Origin of the sequence: Neorhizobium petrolearium (genome assembly GCF_029854435.1) — a bacterium.
In the GTDB taxonomy this organism is placed as follows: Bacteria; Pseudomonadota; Alphaproteobacteria; order Rhizobiales; family Rhizobiaceae; genus Neorhizobium; species Neorhizobium petrolearium.
Genome location: NZ_CP123000.1, coordinates 3,467,899 through 3,485,808, shown reverse-complemented (window position 1 = coordinate 3,485,808; position 17,910 = coordinate 3,467,899). Strand labels below are relative to the sequence as shown.

Sequence of the window (17,910 nt, the reverse complement as noted above, 5' to 3'; positions counted from 1 at the left end):
TCACCAACAAAATCTAGCACTTAGCCATGCTAAGATGCTGATTTTGTAACCTCTCCCGCCAAGGGAGAGGTAGACTCGCGGCGGTGCGGCATATCTATTTCTCCCCTTGCGGGAGAGAAAGCGATTCAACACCTTAGCGCAGCTAAGTGTTAGAAAATCGCAAGTGAGGGGTTTGCAAAGCCCACCATTCCCAATCAATCCGCCTTGGCGCGTCTTGCCGGGAACAGAATGACGTCGCGGATCGACGGCGAATCCGTGAGCAGCATCACCAGGCGGTCGACGCCGATGCCGAGGCCCCCGGCCGGCGGCATGCCCTGGTCGATCGCATCGAGGAATTCCTCGTCGAGCTGCTTTTCCTTCTCGCCGCGAGCGTGCGCCTGCTCGAGCTGTTCGACCATGCGGCGGCGCTGTTCTTCCGGGTCGTTGAGTTCGGAAAAGGCGTTGCCGATTTCCCAGGCGTTGCAATAGGTCTCGAAACGCTCGACGAGGCGCGGCTCGCCCGGAACTTCCTTGGCAAAGGGTGAGATGTCCTTCGGGAAGTGGGTGACGTGGGCCGGCTGGATCAGCGTGCCCTCCACCTTCTCCTCGAAGATGAAGGCAAGGCATTCGCCCCAGGTCCAGTCCTTCTCGACCTCGAAGCCGGCGGCCTTGGCGGCGGCGCGGGCTCCCTCGTCCGTCTTGATCGCAAGGAAGTCGATGCCGGTCGCCTCCCTGACAGCCTCGGGCATCGGCACGCGGCGGAACGGACCCTTGAAGGAGATTTCCTTGTCGCCGAACTTGAACTCGGTCGAGCCGTGGATGCTCATCGCCAGATGCGCGAAGAGCCGCTCGACAAGGCCCATGACGTCCTCATAGTCGGCATAGGCCCAATAGCATTCCATCATGGTGAATTCGGGATTGTGCCGGGTCGAGACGCCTTCGTTGCGGAAGTTGCGGTTGATCTCGAACACCTTGTCGGTGAGGCCGGAGACCAGCGTGCGCTTCAAGAACAGTTCCGGCGCGATGCGCAGGTACATGTCGAGCTTCAGCGTGTTGTGGTGGGTCTTGAAGGGTTCGGCCGTCGCACCGCCATAGACCGAATGCAGCATCGGCGTCTCGACCTCCAGGAAGTTCTCGTCCTCCATGAAGCGGCGGATGCCGGAGATGATCTTCGAACGCTGACGGAAGCGGAGCTTGGACTCCTCGTTCGTCATGATGTCGAGATGGCGCTTGCGGTAGCGGGTCTCTATATCCGACAGGCCATGCCATTTTTCGGGCATCGGCAGCAGCGACTTAGTGAGCATGGTGATTTCCTTGGCGTTCACCGTCAGCTCGCCGCGCTTGGTGCGCCGCACCTCGCCGGTCACCCCGATGATGTCGCCGATATCGATCATCGGCAGCAGCGCGCGGGCCTCTTCCGGCGTGGTGTCCTTGTGGGAGAAGATCTGCACCTTGCCGCCTGCATCGCGGATGTCCATGAACATACCGGAATTGCGCGAGGAGTAGACGCGCCCCGCCACCGTGACGATATCGCCGGTTTCCGTGTCCGGCTCGACGCCGGCATATCTTTCGGCCAGTTCCGCGTTCGAGATTGTCCGGTGGAAATGGGCGGGATAGACATCGCCGATCTGCTCGCGAAGCAGCTTGAGCTTCTGGGCGCGCACCTGCGTGGCGTCGGAGGAGAGGGCGGTTTCGGTATTCGTGTCGGTCATAGTTCTATTCCTGTCGCAGGTCTGCTTTTTCTGCGTTTGCCCCTCACCCTAACCCTCTCCCCGCAAGCGGGGAGAGGGGACTGGGAGCCCGCGGTTTGCGTCCTTCTCCCCATTGTTATGGGGAGAAGGTGCCGGCAGGCGGATGAGGGGCATTACCCTAAATTCAATTCCCGCTTCCCACCATCGAAGCCACCACGGTCGCGGCGACTTTCAGTCTCTGGCGCACGACCGAGCGGCCGAGCAGCGCCATCGAGTCGAACAGCGGCAGCGAGCGGGACGAACCCGACATGGCGACGAAGAGCGGCGGCGTGACGACGCGCAGCTTCTTGGCCAACTTGTCGGAAACGGCGCGCAGCTCGGCGTCGATCGTCTCGACGTTCCATTCCATGAGCTTTTCGAGATCGGCCTGAACGGTATTGAGGATCTCCAGCGTCTCGGCCGGGCTGGTCTTCAGGCCGGCGAAGGAGGCAGGCGTCAAGCCGACGTCATTCGAAAGCAGGAAGCCTGCGAGCTGTGGCAGTTCGCCGAGCTTGGAAATGCGGCTCTGCGACAGTTTCAGGCCTTCCGTCAGGCGGTTGTTCTCCGACGCCCATTCGAGCGTGCGGGCAACGAAATCCTCCGGCGAAAGTTTTTCGCGGAGCCAGCGGCCGTTCAGCCAGTCGAGCTTCTGGATGTCGAAGATCGCGCCGGCCTTGGAAAGATTGTCCGGATCGAACTTTTCGCAGAGCTCGTCCATGGTCAGCAGTTCCTCGCCCTCGGCGATCTGGATGAAGAACAGGCCAAGGAAGTTCATCAGCGCTTCCGGCAGGTAGCCGAGCGCGGAATAGTAGGAGATCGACGTCGGGTTCTTGCGCTTCGACAGCTTCGACTTGTCGGCATTGCGCATCAAGGACAGGTGCATGAAGACCGGCTGTTCCCACTCGAAATAGCGGTAGAGCAGGATGTGCTTCGGCACCGAGGCCAGCCATTCCTCGCCGCGTGCCACATGGGTGATCTTCATCAGATGGTCGTCGATGACGTTCGCCATGTGATAGGTCGGCATGCCATCGCCCTTGATCAGCACCTGCATGTCGACCGAGTCCCACGGGATGGACACATCGCCATAGACGCCGTCATGGAAATCGCAGGAGCCTTCGGTCGGGATCTTCATGCGGATGACCGAGCTTTCGCCCGCTGCCATCTTGGACGTAACTTCCTCGGCCGTCAGGTGGAGGCAGAGACCATCGTATTTCGGCGGCTTGCCGGCGGCGCGCTGCGCCTCGCGCATCTGCTCCAGCCGCTCGGGCGTGCAGAAGCAACGGAAGGCATGGCCCTTGTCCAGGAGTTCCTGGGCGTAGGGCTGGTACATTTCCTTGCGGTCGGACTGGCGGTAGGGGCCATAGGGGCCGCCGACATCCGGGCCTTCGGCCCAGGTCAGCCCCGTCCATTTCAGCGCGTCCAGCACCTTCTGTTCGAATTCCGGCGTCGAACGGGTGGCGTCGGTATCCTCGATGCGCAGGATGAATTCGCCGCCCATCTTTTTGGCGAAAAGATAGTTGAACAGGGCGATATAGACGGTGCCGACATGCGGTTCGCCGGTAGGCGAGGGGGCAATACGGACGCGGGGGCCATGTGTGTTCATGAATGATGCTCGATTTCTGGCGCCTGTCATGCGAGGCGCGGACCTGCTTTTGCCTATGCGGGATTTGTGGCAGGCCTTAGCGCATATTCAATCGCAGGCGTCAAGGTTTTTGGCCGCATATCCGCGCAACCCTACCTTACCGGCCAGATATAGAGCAGCGCCGGGACGCTCACGAGCACGATGATAAACGACAACGGCAGGCCGAGGCGCGGGTAATCGGAGAACTTGTAGCCGCCGGGGCCGAAGACCAGCGTATTGCATTGATGGCCGACGGGGGTCAGGAAATCCGAGCCGGCGCCAATTGCCACAGCCATGAGAAAGGCTTCCGGCTTGAAGCCGAGATTGGTGGCGAAGCTGACGGCGATCGGCCCCATGACGAGGACGGTTGCTGCATTGTTGAGGAAGGGCGTCACGGCCATGGCGGTGACAAGGATCAGCGCGAGCGCGCCCCAGGCGGGCAGATTCGTCGCGACATCGCCCAACCAGCCCGCAATCAGCGCGCTGCCGCCGGTGCTCCGAAGCGAATCCGACACCGGGATCAGCGCCGCGAGCATGACGAGGATCGGTCCGTCGACCGCCTTGTAGATATCGGCAAGCGGGATTGCCCGGAAGACGACCATGCCAAGTGCCGCGGCAAAGAAGGCGACCGGTACCGGCGCAATACCGACCGCCGTCGTCGCCATCGCAAGCGCGAGGATGATGAGCGGAACGTAGGCGCGCCGATGCGTGCCGAGCAGCACCTCGCGCTGGGCGAGCGGCAGAAGCGAGAAATCCTGCAACACCCCCGGCAGGTTCCTGCGGCTTCCCTGCAGCACCAGCACGTCGCCTGCCATCAGCGTGAGATCGCCGAGCCGTTCCTTCAGCCGTTCGCCGCGCCGGCTGACGGCCAGAAGGTTGACGCCGCGCGTGTAGGAAAGCGCAAGTTCCTTGGCGGAGAGCCCCCGGAGCGGCGATTCCTGCGAGATAATCGCCTCCACGGAGATCACGTCGGGCTGGGCCTGCCCCTTTTCTCGCAGCGGCTTGCCGGAAAGTTGCAGTCTGCCTGCGGAGACGATGCGATCGAGCGCCTTCGACGGGCCTTCCAGAAGCGCCACGTCGCCTTCGCGCATCACGAGATCGGGGAAGGGTGACATGCGGGCCGGGCCGCGCAGCACGGCTGTCGCGATCACCTCGCCATCGCCGAGCTTCAAGAGTTCGCTCATGGGTTTGTCCAGGACGGAGGATTGCGCTGTTACCGACACTTCCGACGTATAGTTGGTAATCTCGACCGCTTCCTCGATGGAATTGTTCTGCTTCGTCCGACTCGGCACCAGCCAGTGGAAAAAGAGCAGAAAGGTAATGCCGACAATGGTGAGGATTGCGCCCATCGGCGTGAAATCGAACATGGTGAAGGGCGTTCCGGTGAGCTCGCTCCTCAGCCGCGACACGACGATGTTGGGAGACGTGCCGATCTGCGTCATCAGGCCGCCAAGCAAGGCGGCAAAGGCGATGGGCATCAGGTATTTGGACGGCGAGGCGCCGGATTTGCGCGCAAACTGAAAGGCTACCGGCATCATGATCGCCAGTGCTCCGATGTTCTTGATGAAGGCGGAAAGCACAGCCACCACGATCATCAGAAGCGCAAGCTGGGTGGGCAGCGTGTTGAGGTTCGGGAAGAATTTCTTGATGGCGGTATCGACGATCCCCGAGCGGGCCACACCTGCACTGACAACCAACGCGCTGCCGACGATGACGACGATGTCGTCGGAAAAGCCGGAAAAAGCCTTGTCGACCGGCACGATGCCGAGCGTGACTGCCAGCACGAGGGCGCAGCAGGCAACCACGTCATAGCGAAAGCGATCCCAGATGAAGACCGCCATCATGATGGCGATGACGGTAAAGGCGAGAATCTGGTCGGTTGTCATGGGCTCCGGCGGCTCTGAGGCTGAACGACGGATGAGCATCCGCCGAAAAAGAAGAATTGACGCTTTCGGGTGGCGTATCAATCCCACCGACCGGTTAAAGTTCCGCCGGGCAATGTCTGTCCACTGGACAAGCATGACTGTTGGAATAGTTTGTGTCCGCCTACTGCTTTGTCAATTTCAGGGAGATTTGCCGATGAGCGCCGTTCTGGATATTCCGGTCAAGCTGGCGGACGGCCGCCAGACGACGCTGTCCGAATATAAGGGCAAGGTCATGCTGGTCGTCAATGTCGCCTCCAAATGCGGGCTCACCAAGCAATACGAAGGTCTCGAAAAGCTCTATGAGGACAAGCGCCAGCACGGGTTCGTCATCGCCGCCTTTCCGGCCAACAATTTCAAGGGCCAGGAACCGGGTACGGATACCGAGATCGTCGAGTTCTGCACGCTCACCTACGACGTCAAATTCCCGATCTTCTCGAAGATCTCGGTGAAGGGCGAGGACAAGCATCCGCTCTACAAGGAACTGACCGGTTCGGGCGTGGCGACGACCGGGGATGGTCCGATGAAGGAGCGCCTGCGCGGTTATGGCATGGAGGTTCCCGACGACCAGGAAATCCTCTGGAACTTCGAGAAGTTCCTGATCGGCCGCGACGGCAAGATCGTCGCCCGTTTCGCGCCGGATGTGACAGCGGAAGACAGCCGCCTCGTTTCGGCGATCGAGAAGGAACTGGCGAAGGGGTGAGGAGAGCTTCGGCGTTCGCCTCTGCCCTCACCCTGACCTTCTCCCCGCTTTATAGGGAGAAGGTCGCAACAGCGGGATGAGGGGCGGATTTTCCGTCAATGCAGCGTCTGCTGCTCGCCCTTCTTCTTCCGTCTCCCGTTGCGGGCCAGCATGTTCAGCACTTCGACCAGCGCCGAGAAGGCCATGGCGGCGTAAACGTAGCCCTTCGGCACATGGAAGCCCATGCCGTCGGCAATCAGCGTCGTGCCGATCATCAGGAGGAAGGCGAGGGCCAGCATGACGATCGTCGGGTTCTTCTCGATGAAGTTGGCGAGCGGCGTTGCGGCGACCAGCATCACGGTCACGGCGATAACAACGGCGGTCACCATGATCGGCAAATGCTCGGTCATGCCGACGGCGGTAATGATGCTGTCGATCGAGAAGACGAGGTCGAGAAGCAGGATCTGGCCGATAGCAGCCGCGAAGCCCGTGGTTGCCGAGCTTGCGATGAAATCCTCGTTGTGATCGGCCGGATCGACATTGTGGTGGATTTCCTTGGTAGCCTTCCAGACGAGGAAAAGACCGCCGGCGATCAGGATCAGATCCTTCCACGAGAAACCGTGGCCGAAGGCTTCGAAGATCGGGGTGGTCAGCTGGACGATCCAGGCGATGGTGCCGAGCAGCGCGAGCCGCATGATGAGCGCGAGCCCGATACCGATGCGGCGGGCTTTGACGCGATGCTCGGCCGGCAGCTTGTTGGTGAGGATGGAGATGAAGATCAGGTTGTCGATGCCGAGCACGACCTCCATGACCACAAGAGTAACGAGCGCTACCCAGGCCGCCGGGTCTGCTACGAGCGCTGCAATGTCCATCCACATCTCCTTTTCTCAATCTCAGGGCGTAATTGCCCGACCGATTTAAGAAGTGGAAACGCAAAGACAAGAGGAGGTTGTGCAACAACCTCCTGAAATCAGGCGTGTTCTACCGTTTTCGCATTCACTGACGTGTCATGGGCGCCATAGGCCGCCATGAACACCCGGATCGCGCCCCTGACGACATGGTCCAGTTCCTCCCGCGGCGGCACGTCGTCGATATCGCCAAACAGGCGGAACTTGAAGAAGGTGCCGCTCGTCATGTCGATGAACTGGCGAGCTGCCAGATCGGTATCTTCGGCCTTCAGGTTCCCGAGCGCCACATGCCGCCTGATGAAGTCGTCCAGAACCGTCCGCACGTTCACCGAGGGGGAATTGAAGAAATGCCGACAGAGGCTCGGCATCCGGTCGGCGACACCGATTACGGTGCGCATCGCATTGATCACCTGAGGCGAGGTGATATGCGCGGCGAAGCCCACGCCGAAATGATAAAGCCCGTCCTCGACCTCCTCGCTGCCTTCAAGAATGTCGCGCATCCTCGTGGTGATACGCTCGCGCTCGCGCGCAACCATTGCGGTGAAGAGATGTTCTTTGTTCTGGAAATAGACGTAGATCGTTCCCTTCGAGACACCGGCCTCGCGGGTAATGTCGTTCATGCTCGCCGCATCGAAGCCGAGCTTCATGAAGACGGCCTTCGCGCCATCGATGATCTGTTCCCGTTTCGCCGGGTCCTCGCCCGCCGCGAAACGCCCGGCCGGGCCAGGATCGGATATTGCCAGCTTCCCTGTCTGTTTGGACATTTTAATGCCTTCTTTAATCTTTTCGAACCGAGTGGTTCGATTGCTCTTGATATGTGCCATGGAAAGGTCTATGTCAAGCTCACTGAACCGAACGGTTCGATGAAAGACTGCACTCCCAAGACGGTAATAGAAAAATGACGGTCTCCCAAAACGCCGGCGCACTGCGCGCCGTGACGACGGACAATGCGGGTCCTGCCGAAGCCAAAGCGCGCGAGGAGAATCCTGCTGCAGAAAAGCCTGCGGCGGCGGAAGCGATCCTGGCGCCGGCAGATCAGAAGGCGCCCGCAAAGAAGAAGCGCGGTTTCCTGCTGCCGATCATCGGGCTTGCTCTTCTGGGCGGCGCAGCCTGGTATGGTTATGACTGGTGGACCGATGGCCGCTTCCTCGTTTCGACCGATGACGCTTATGTGGAAGGCGATATCGCCGTCATTTCTCCCAAGGTATCAGGTTACGTTGCCAAGGTGAATGTCGTCGAAAACCAGTCCGTCAAAGCGGGCGATCCGCTTGTGACACTTGACGACGGCGATTACAGGCTGGCGCTCGAAAAGGCCGCAGCAGCCGTCGAATCCGCCAATCTCGCGATATCGCGCATCGATGCGCAGATCGTTGGCGGCAAGGCGGCGATCGAGCAGGCCAAGGCCCAGCAGGGCGCGCTTGAAGCGGCCGTTCGCGGTGCCGAAATAACCCAGAAGCGCCAGGCGGAACTGGCCGCAAAATCCGTGGGTACGACCGCCGACCTCGACAATGCAGAGGTCGCGCTCGAAAAGGCCCGTGCCGATCTGGTCGCCGGTCAGGCGGCCGTTGCTTCCGCGGAGGCCAATCTCGGCCTCTTGCAGGCGCAGCGCAAGGAAGCGGTCAACGATGTCCGTGCTGAGGAGATTGCCCGCGACCAGGCCCAGCGCGACCTGGATTTCACGGTCCTGAAGGCGCCTTATGATGGTGTCATCGGCAATCTCGCCGTCCAGACGGGCGATCTGGTCACCGCCGGCAAGCGGCTGGCCTCTCTGGTGCCGCTCACCGAGCTTTATATCGACGCGAATTTCAAGGAAACCCAGATCGGCCACCTGCAGCCGGGCTCCAAGGTCCGCGTGCATGTCGATGCCTTCGACGATCACACGGTCACGGGTACGGTCGTTTCGATCGCGCCTGCTTCCGGTTCGGTCTTCTCCCTGCTTCCGCCTGAAAACGCCACGGGCAATTTCACCAAGGTCGTACAGCGCGTGCCGGTGCGGATCTCGATCCCGAAGGACGTCCTGGAGCGCGAGCATCTGAGGGCCGGTTTGAGCGTCGTCGTCGACGTCGACACCCGAACGGCTCCCGCCGACAGCAACGCGGTCGCTGCAAAATAAACCTACGGAGAACGGCCATGGCAACTGCAACGGCCGCGGCGGGTGCTATATCCGTCGACCCACCGATGGACAGACGCAAGGTCATCGCTTTCTTCGCGATGGTCTTCGGCATGTTCATGTCGATCCTCGACATCCAGATCGTCTCGGCCTCGCTCGCCGAGATCCAGGCCGGCCTTTCCGCCGGCTCGGACGAAGTCGCCTGGGTGCAGACTTCCTACCTGATCGCCGAAGTGATCATGATCCCGCTGTCGGGAACGCTGGCGCGGATTCTTTCGACGCGCGTGCTTTTCACCATCTGCGCGGGCGGCTTCACGATGGCGAGCGCGCTCTGCGCCACTGCCACCAATATCGAGCAGATGATCGTCTACCGGGCGCTTCAGGGCTTTATCGGCGGCGGCATGATCCCCTCGGTCTTCGCAGCCGCCTTCACCATCTTCCCGCCCTCGAAGCGCAGCATCGTCTCGCCGATCATCGGCCTTGTCGCAACGCTCGCGCCGACGATCGGGCCGACGGTCGGCGGCTATCTGTCGCACGCCTTTTCCTGGCACTGGCTTTTCCTCGTCAACATCATCCCGGGCATCCTCGTGACGGCCGCCGCCTGGAGCCTGATCGACTTCGACAAGCCCCAGATGCAGCTCTGGAAGAAGTTCGACTGGTGGGGGCTTTTCTCCATGGCCGTGTTCCTGGGGTCGCTCGAATACGTGCTCGAGGAGGGTAACAACAAGGACTGGTTCGGCGACGAGCGTATCGTCATCGGCACGGTGATGATCTTCGTCGGCGCCGTGGTGTTCTTCTGGCGCGCCTTCAGGGTCGAGTTCCCGGTCGTGGATCTCAGGGCCTTCAGCAATGCCAACTTCGCCTTCGGTTCGCTTTTCTCCTTCGTGATGGGCGTCGGCCTCTACGGTCTCACCTATCTCTATCCGCTCTATCTGGGACGCATCCGGGGCTATGATTCCCTGATGATCGGCGAGACCATGTTCGTCTCCGGGCTTGCCATGTTCGTCTCCGCGCCGATTGTCGGGCGCCTGACGAACCTCCTCGATCTCAGGGTGCTGATGGCGGTCGGCTTTGTCGGCTTCGCCCTCGGCACCTGGCTGATGACGGGAATTACGGAAGACTGGGATTTCTGGGAACTGTTCCTGCCGCAGATCCTGCGCGGGGCCTCGATGATGATGTGCATGGTGCCGATCAACAATATCGCGCTCGGCACGCTCGCGCCGCAGCGCATCCAGGGCGCTTCCGGCCTCTTCAACCTGACCCGCAATCTCGGGGGCGCGGTGGGGCTGGCGATCATCAACACCATGCTGACCCAGCGGACGGACGAACACTATGCCCGGCTCTCCGAGCACGTCAATTACGGTAACCCGGCTGCGATGAGCTGGCTCGACAGCGTCGGCGCCAACTACAATTCCTATGGTTTCGACGGCAGCGCGGCTGCCCTGCAGAGGCTTTCCGGAATGATCACCCAGCAGTCCTGGCTCTTGTCCTTCGCGGACGTTTTCCTGCTGCTGACCGTGCTTTTCGGCAGCCTCATCTTCTTCGTCTTCCTGATTGCCAAACCCGCGCGGCCAGCCGGAGCCGGTGGAGGCGGCCACTGATCACAGCCCTCCACCGCCGGAAAGGGGTCGCCGCTTGAAGTGGCGGCCCTTTTTCCTGTCGACCGGTGACCTGGCCCCCTGTCGGAGGGCTGTTTTCCGACACCTTCGGTAAATTCTGATTTACGTACCTCAAAAATTGGGCTACGACCTTCCGCGGAGGAGTTCATGAAGCCCACTGTCCATGACATCGCGAAGAGCGCAGGCGTCAGCCTTGCCACGGTCGATCGCGTGTTGAACGACCGGCCGGGCGTGCGCGCGGTGACCCGCTCGAAGGTGGAAGAGGCGATCGCTGCGCTCGGTTATGTGCGGGATCTTGCGGCCGCGAACCTTGCCAAGGGCCGCACCTATTCCTTCGTCTTCATCCTGCCGGAAAACGACAATTCCTTCATGATCGGCCTGCACGAGGAAGTGCGCGGCGCGATTGCCCGTTCGAGCGCCGAGCGCACCCATATCCGCATCATCGACGTGCCACCCTTTGATCCGGATGCACTGGTTGACGCACTCGAAAAGGTGCTGGCCGAAAAGCCGTCCGGAGTCGCCTTCGTCGCCATCGATGCGCCTGAAGTCCGCGCTGCCGTCGGTCGCTTGAAGGAAGCGGGCATTCCGACCGTCACGCTTGTCTCGGATCTGCCCGACGCCTCCCGCGATCATTACGCCGGCATCGACAATATCGCCGCCGGCCGTACCGCAGGCAGCCTGATGGGCCGTTTCCTGAGCGGCCCGTTCCTGGCTGAGCGAGGGGCGACGGTGGCGGTGCTTGCCGGCTCCATGCTGGTGCGCGACCATCGCGAGCGGCTCGAAGGGTTTTCGTCGGTCATCGGAGAGAGTTATCCGAATGTCCTTATCCTGCCGGTGCTGGAGGGCCGGGACGATCCGGCGCTCGCCGAAACGGTGGTTGCCGATGCGCTGCGCCGTCATGCTGACATCGCTGGCATCTATAGTCTCGGCGCGGGCAATCGGGGCCTCATCCGGGCGGTGCAAAAAGCGGGAATGTCCAGGCGGCCTCTTGTCATCGCCCACGAACTCACCGCCTCGACCCGCGCCGCACTCGCCGAAGGCGTGATCGATGCGGTGCTGAACCAGGATGCGGGCCATGAGGTGCGCAGCGCCATCCGCGTGCTGAAGGCCAAGGCGGATGGCCTGCCGGTGATCGCCGGGCAGGAGCGCATCCGCATCGACATATTCTTGAAAGACAATCTGCCCTGAGAAGCAGAGCATGAAGGAGAAACACCATGTATCTCGGTCTCGATCTCGGCACTTCCGGCGTCAAGGCGATGCTGATCGACGGCGATCAGAGGATCATCGGTTCGGCGAGTGGCGCGCTCGACGTTTCGCGCCCGCATTCCGGCTGGTCGGAGCAGGAGCCTGCCCACTGGATCCGCGCCACGGAGGAAGCCGTCGCCGGCCTCAAGGCGAAGTTCCCGAAGGGACTCGCCGCCGTGAAGGGCATCGGGCTCTCCGGCCAGATGCATGGCGCGACGCTGCTCGATGCGGACGACAAGGTGCTGCGGCCTTGCATCCTCTGGAACGACACGCGCTCCTACGAGGAGGCGGCGATGCTCGACGCCGATTCCCGCTTCCGGCAAATCACCGGCAATATCGTCTTTCCGGGCTTCACCGCGCCGAAACTCGTCTGGGTGCGGAAGCACGAGCCGGAGGTTTTTGCGAAGGTCGCCAAGGTACTGCTGCCGAAGGATTATCTGCGCCTGTGGCTCACCGGGGAGCACATTTCCGAAATGTCGGACTCGGCCGGAACCTCCTGGCTCGATACAGGCGCCCGCAAATGGTCGTCCGAATTGCTCGATGCGACCGGATTGTCCGAGACGCAGATGCCGTCGCTGGTGGAAGGCACGGAACAGGCGGGCAAGCTGCGCGGCGAACTGGCCTCCAAATGGGGCATCACCGGCAATGTTGTGGTGGCCGGCGGGGCGGGGGACAATGCGGCATCCGCCTGCGGCATGGGCACGGTTGCGGAAGGCCGCGCCTTCGTCTCGCTCGGCACGTCCGGCGTGTTGTTCGCGGCCAACGCCTCCTACCTGCCGAAGCCGGAAAGCGCCGTGCACGCCTTCTGCCACGCGCTGCCGAAGACCTGGCACCAGATGGGCGTCATCCTGTCGGCCACCGACGCGCTCAACTGGTATTCGCACATTGCCGGCAGATCTGCTGCCGAACTCACGGAAGAACTGGGCGATAGTCTGAAGGCCCCGACCGGCGTCACCTTCCTGCCCTATCTTTCCGGCGAACGCACACCGCATAACGATGCGGTTATCCGCGGCGCCTTCATCGGCCTTGGACACGAAAGCAGCCGGGCCGTGCTGACCCAGGCGGTGCTGGAAGGCGTCACCTTTGCGATCCGCGACAATCTGGAAGCGCTGAAATCCGCCGGCACATCGATTTCCCGCGTCACGGCGATCGGCGGCGGTTCGCGCTCGCGTTACTGGCTGGCCTCGATCGCGACCTCGCTCGGAATGCCTGTCGATATCCCGGCGGACGGCGATTTCGGCGCGGCCTTCGGTGCCGCCCGGCTCGGTCTCATCGCCGCGACCGGGGCCGATCCGGTGGCGGTCTGCTCGGCGCCGAAGACGGAGGAGACGATCGAGCCCGTTACGGCGCTTTCCGATACCTATGAGGCCGCATACGCGCGTTATCGGGCGGCGTATCCGGCGATCAGGTCGCTGGCGCATTGAACCGGGGTTTGCCCCTCACCCTAACCCTCTCCCCGCCCGCGGGGAGAGGGGACGTGCCCCGCTCACCGTTCGAGGGGGTGGATAGCTCACCGCGCGTCTCCTTCGCCCCGTTTACGGCGAGAAGGTGCCGGCAGGCGGATGAGGGGCAAGCGTCAGATATGAATGAACATTCCCCAAGGAGGACATGACTATGAGCACAGGCTTTTTCGGCGACATTCAGAAGATCAAATACGAAGGCCCGGAGAGCGCCAATCCGCTCGCCTTCCGCCACTACAATCCCGACGAGATCGTCGCGGGCAAGCGCATGGAGGACCACCTGCGCTTTGCCGTCGCCTACTGGCACACCTTCACCTGGCCGGGTGGCGATCCCTTCGGTGGCCAGACATTCCTGCGCCCCTGGTTTTCCGACACGATGGAAGCGGCCAAGATGAAGGCGGACGTCGCCTTCGAATTCTTCCAGCTCCTGGGCAGCCCGTTCTACTGCTTCCACGATGCGGACGTGCGCCCGGAAGGCACGAATTTCGCGGAAAACACGAAGAACCTCAACGAGATCGTCGACTATTTCGAGAAAAAGCAGGCCGAAACCGGTGTGAAGCTTCTCTGGGGCACGGCGAACCTCTTCTCCAATCGGCGCTATATGTCCGGTGCCGCCACCAATCCCGACCCGGACGTCTTCGCCTTCGCCGCGGCGACCGTCAAGACCTGCCTCGACGCCACCAAGCGACTCGGCGGCTCCAACTACGTGCTCTGGGGCGGGCGCGAAGGCTACGAGACCATCCTCAATACCGACTTCACCCGCGAACTCGACCAGATGGGCCGTTTCCTGAATCTTGTGGTCGAATACAAGTACAAGATCGGTTTCGAAGGCACGATTCTCATCGAGCCGAAACCGCAGGAGCCGACCAAGCACCAGTATGACTACGACGTTTCGACCGTCTATGCCTTCCTGCAGAAGAACGGATTGGAAAACGAGGTGAAGGTCAATATCGAGCAGGGCCACGCGATCCTTGCCGGCCATTCCTTCGAACATGAGATCGCCATGGCGAACACGTTCGGCATCTTCGGTTCGATCGACATGAACCGCAACGATTATCAGTCCGGCTGGGATACCGACCAGTTCCCGAACAACGTGCCGGAAATGGCGCTCGCCTACTATCACGTCCTTGCGGGCGGCGGCTTCAAGAACGGGGGCACGAATTTCGATGCCAAGCTGCGCCGCCAGTCGCTCGATCCGCAGGACCTGCTGATCGGCCATATCGGCGGCATGGATTGCTGCGCCCGCGGCCTCAAGGCAGCCGCGAAGATGCTGGACGACGGCGCGCTCAAGACCCCGCTCGATGCCCGCTACGAGAAGTGGGAGAGCCCCGAGGCGCAGAAGATGTTGCGCGGCGAATACAAGCTCGACGAGATCGCCGCCATGGTGGAGCGTGAGAACATCAATCCGGAACCGGTTTCCGGCCGCCAGGAATATCTGGAAAACATCGTCAACCGCTACGTCTGACACAACAAGCTGGGGCCGCGGTATGCGGCCCCAGCTTGTTGACGCACCTTCCGGCATGCATGACGTCATTCTTATCTATGCTGGCCGTGTCGATTTGTTAGATTGAGGGGGTCGGGAGCGTACCTTGGTCATCTTTGGTAGTGAGAAACCGTGGCCGAGCCCGGTAGGCTGCCGTTCCGACTTTTGTCACCCGAACAGTTGATCGGGAGGCCGTTGGCGCGGCGATCCCGCAGGATAAGGACGGGCCTCATGACGATAGCATCTTGCATCGTCGGAATCGACGTTTCCAAACAATGGCTGGATTGCTTTCTTCATCCGACTGGCCGACGAAGCCGGTTTTCCAACGACGCGAAAGGGCACGATGCCTTCCTGGCACAGCTGGGCGGACGGCAGGGCTTCTGTGTCCTTGAAGCGACCGGTCGTTACGATCGGGCTCTGTGCCTTCGGCTGCATGAAGCCGGACAGCCTTCCACCAGGCCAACCCACGCAAGGCGCGTCAGTTTGCCCAGGCCGCCGGTTTCCTGGCCAGGAGCCAGGATCGACCGGGTCGATGCCCACATTCTGGCGCGCTATGGCGTGACGATGGACTTGCCGGCACAGGTACGACCGGAGCCGGAGCGGCTGGAACTGCGCGACCTGATGGAACGCCGTGACCAATTGGTGGAGATGCGCAAGAGCGCGCGTATCCGCCTGGCCCAGCCGCAGCCGGCTGCTCGTCACCCTCAAGGCCGCCATCCGGGACAACAAAGCATTCGAGCTTTGACAACCAACAACACAGTTGCGCGGGCTTCTGCCGAGGATATGCCGTCGCTTGCTAAATTTTTGATTATATAGCGATAATTTTGAAAATTTTGAGGTGGGTAGGTGCTCGGGACATCCTCGGGTTAAACCCGAGGACGAGCATGACGAAAGAGGAGTTGCCGCTCTTGGTTTTGTCAGCAGTCTGCGGCTTTTTATGCGACAAATTTGCCACTCCGCCTCATAAGCCGGCCTCCCCCGGCAAGCGGTTGATCCTGATCAAACCGTCCCTCTTTTCCCAGGCCTACCGCTCTTTCTGCAAAGATCATTGCTGATTCAAGGAGAGGTTAAATGAACATGAGCGGTGTACGGCATCTGAGATGGCTCGCAGGCGTCAGTGCGGCTTTTTTCGCATTCGGGGCGGCGGCGGCGGACCTGACGCCGGCTCCGGCTGCCCCGGTGGCAGAGGAAGCAGTGACTGGGCAAAGCCCGTGGCAGATCCGCGTACGCGGTTTGGGCGTCATCACTGAGGATGAGGGCTCGGTGAACGGCGTTCCGGGTTCGGACCTTTCCTATTCCGACTCGGTGATCCCGGAACTCGACATCACCTATTTCTTCACCGACAACATCGCCGCCGAACTCATTCTCGGAACGACCTATGCGAACATCAAGGAAGACGGCGCGGTCGGCGTTCCGGTCGGCCGGGCCTGGCTCCTGCCGCCGACACTCACGCTGCAATATCATTTCACCGATTTCGGCGCCTTCAAGCCCTATGTCGGTGCGGGCGTCAACTACACCTTCTTCTACAATCAGTCGGAAAAGACCGGGTTCCATAACCTCGACGTGGAAAACCATGTCGGCGCTGCCTTGCAGGTGGGCTTCGACTATATGATCGATCAGCACTGGGGCGTGAACTTCGACGTCAAGAAGATCTTCCTCGAAACCGACTGGAAGGCCGATCACGACGTCCTCGGCCCGCTCAGCGGCAAGGCGAAGATCAATCCCTGGCTGATCGGCGCGGGTGTCACCTACCGGTTCTAAAAAAAGAACAACGAGGGCGGTGGGTAGGCGGACGACGCGGCGAAAGCCGCGTCGTTTCCTGCTTTTTCCGGCGGCCGTCGCGCCAATGAGGCAGCGGGTGGCGTCCTCCTTCGCCTCTCACACCCCATCACCTTGGCGTGAATCCGGCGCTTGAGCCAACAGAAGTGCCTGCAAATTCTCATCCGATGCTCTAACCTGCGGCACATGATCACGCGCCGTGCTGCTTTCCTGTCCCTGCCGTTCGTCTTTGCCGCTGCCCGGAGTTTGGCGCAGGGTGCAGCCTCCGCGCTGCCCGTGCCGCAACCGCCGGCGCTACCACAGGATATGGCGCTGAAAGCGGTTCTCGACGCAGCTGCGGAACTCGAACCGTTGAAGGTCGTGCTCGTCAGCCGCGGCGGCGAGATGCTCGCGGAACGGGCGTTCAACGGCCGGTCGAGCAATGCTTCAAGCAACATCAAGTCGGCCTCGAAATCGATCGTCTCCTGCCTCGTCGGCATCGCCATCGACAAGGGGCTGCTTGAAGGCCCGGACCAGAAGATCGCGCCGATCCTGAAAGCCGATCTGCCGCAAAATCCCGATCCACGCATCCACGAGATCACCATCGGCCATCTTCTCTCGATGCAGGCGGGGCTCGGGCGCATGTCCGGCCCGAACTATGGCCGCTGGGTTGCGAGCCGCAACTGGGTCCGTTTCGCGCTTGCCCAGCCCTTCGACGATGATCCGGGCGGCGGTATGCTCTATTCCACCGCCTCGACGCACCTGCTGTCGGCGATCCTCACCAGGGTCGGCCGGAAATCGACGCTGGCGCTGGCACGCGAATGGCTGGCGCCGGTCGAAGGTTTCCGCATCGGCGCCTGGGACCGTGACCCGCAAGGCATTTATCTCGGCGGCAATCAGATGGCGATGACGGCCCGGTCGCTGCTTGCCTTCGGCGAGCTTTACCGCAACGGCGGCAAGACGAAATCCGGCGTGCAGGTCGTCTCGAAGAACTGGGTCGACCAGTCCTGGACGCTGCGCACCAATTCCCGCTTTTCCGGCGACGGTTATGGCTACGGCTGGTTTCTCAGGAATATCGACGGCGAGGAGGTGAAGTTCGGCTGGGGGTATGGCGGGCAGATGCTCTATGTCATTCCATCGCTCGACCTCACCGTCGTCATGACCTCCGACGACAGCGGTCCCTCCGCCCGCAACGGCTATCGCGACGATCTGCACGATCTGCTTGGCGGGATCATCGGGGTCGTCCGGCAGGCGTTGAATTCTCATCCCTGAGTTGAAATCGATAAAATTCTAACGACTGCGCGCACGATATCGAAAGGAGGTCGTATTACGGTTTCCTTGATTAGGGCTGGGCCTCCCAAATACGCAATCCATCCGGAACTGCCGGATCACG

The 17,910-nt window shown here is 61.5% G+C and carries 14 protein-coding genes; 9 read left to right on the top strand and 5 right to left on the bottom strand.

Going from position 1 to position 17,910, the window contains the following annotated elements; all coding sequences use genetic code 11:
• Nucleotides 1–194 precede the first annotated feature (194 nt).
• From lysS to QEO92_RS17190, 3 genes are all read right to left on the bottom strand, one after another.
• Nucleotides 195–1,691, bottom strand: coding sequence for a lysine--tRNA ligase (gene lysS, locus QEO92_RS17200; RefSeq protein ID WP_037155757.1), 1,497 nt, complete (start codon nucleotides 1,689–1,691; stop codon nucleotides 195–197).
• 163 nt (nucleotides 1,692–1,854) lie between these two features.
• Entirely contained in the window at nucleotides 1,855–3,312 is a 1,458-nt protein-coding gene (gltX, locus tag QEO92_RS17195; RefSeq protein WP_227703823.1) for a glutamate--tRNA ligase, read from the bottom strand.
• 131 nt (nucleotides 3,313–3,443) lie between these two features.
• A complete protein-coding gene (locus tag QEO92_RS17190) occupies nucleotides 3,444–5,216 on the bottom strand; it encodes an SLC13 family permease (RefSeq protein WP_227703822.1) in 1,773 nt (590 codons plus the stop codon).
• A gap of 193 nt (nucleotides 5,217–5,409) precedes the next feature.
• On the opposite strand from QEO92_RS17190, the gene QEO92_RS17185 reads away from it, so the two are divergent.
• A complete protein-coding gene (locus QEO92_RS17185; protein WP_227703821.1) occupies nucleotides 5,410–5,955 on the top strand; it encodes a glutathione peroxidase in 546 nt (181 codons plus the stop codon).
• A 95-nt stretch (nucleotides 5,956–6,050) separates the two neighbouring features.
• Here QEO92_RS17185 and QEO92_RS17180 read toward each other — a convergent pair whose 3' ends face one another.
• On the bottom strand, nucleotides 6,051–6,806 hold the full coding sequence (locus QEO92_RS17180) for a TerC family protein (protein ID WP_037155767.1): 756 nt from the start codon (nucleotides 6,804–6,806) through the stop codon (nucleotides 6,051–6,053).
• Nucleotides 6,807–6,904: 98 nt separating this feature from the next.
• A complete protein-coding gene (locus QEO92_RS17175) occupies nucleotides 6,905–7,606 on the bottom strand; it encodes a TetR/AcrR family transcriptional regulator (RefSeq protein WP_227703820.1) in 702 nt (233 codons plus the stop codon).
• 134 nt (nucleotides 7,607–7,740) lie between these two features.
• Here QEO92_RS17175 and QEO92_RS17170 point away from each other — a divergent pair, with 134 nt between their 5' ends.
• The 8 genes from QEO92_RS17170 (at nucleotide 7,741) to QEO92_RS17135 (ending at nucleotide 17,789) form a co-directional block, all read left to right on the top strand.
• Nucleotides 7,741–8,955, top strand: a complete 1,215-nt coding sequence (locus tag QEO92_RS17170) for an HlyD family secretion protein (protein WP_227703819.1) — start codon at nucleotides 7,741–7,743, stop codon at nucleotides 8,953–8,955.
• 17 nt (nucleotides 8,956–8,972) lie between these two features.
• Nucleotides 8,973–10,553 carry a DHA2 family efflux MFS transporter permease subunit gene (locus QEO92_RS17165; protein WP_227703818.1) on the top strand — a complete coding sequence of 527 codons (1,581 nt, stop codon included), beginning with the start codon at nucleotides 8,973–8,975 and terminating at the stop codon, nucleotides 10,551–10,553.
• A 165-nt stretch (nucleotides 10,554–10,718) separates the two neighbouring features.
• The gene (locus QEO92_RS17160; protein ID WP_227703817.1) at nucleotides 10,719–11,759 is read left to right on the top strand and encodes a LacI family DNA-binding transcriptional regulator; all 1,041 of its coding nucleotides are present in this window, start codon (nucleotides 10,719–10,721) and stop codon (nucleotides 11,757–11,759) included.
• Between the two features lie 26 nt (nucleotides 11,760–11,785).
• Nucleotides 11,786–13,240, top strand: a complete 1,455-nt coding sequence (gene xylB / locus QEO92_RS17155) for a xylulokinase (RefSeq protein ID WP_037155781.1) — start codon at nucleotides 11,786–11,788, stop codon at nucleotides 13,238–13,240.
• Between the two features lie 190 nt (nucleotides 13,241–13,430).
• A complete protein-coding gene (gene xylA / locus QEO92_RS17150) occupies nucleotides 13,431–14,741 on the top strand; it encodes a xylose isomerase (protein ID WP_227703816.1) in 1,311 nt (436 codons plus the stop codon).
• Between the two features lie 150 nt (nucleotides 14,742–14,891).
• A complete protein-coding gene (locus QEO92_RS17145; RefSeq protein ID WP_227703815.1) occupies nucleotides 14,892–15,575 on the top strand; it encodes an IS110 family transposase in 684 nt (227 codons plus the stop codon).
• 255 nt (nucleotides 15,576–15,830) lie between these two features.
• Entirely contained in the window at nucleotides 15,831–16,520 is a 690-nt protein-coding gene (locus QEO92_RS17140) for an OmpW/AlkL family protein (RefSeq protein WP_227703814.1), read from the top strand.
• 204 nt (nucleotides 16,521–16,724) lie between these two features.
• Nucleotides 16,725–17,789 carry a serine hydrolase domain-containing protein gene (locus QEO92_RS17135; RefSeq protein ID WP_037155790.1) on the top strand — a complete coding sequence of 355 codons (1,065 nt, stop codon included), beginning with the start codon at nucleotides 16,725–16,727 and terminating at the stop codon, nucleotides 17,787–17,789.
• Nucleotides 17,790–17,910: the final 121 nt, after the last annotated feature.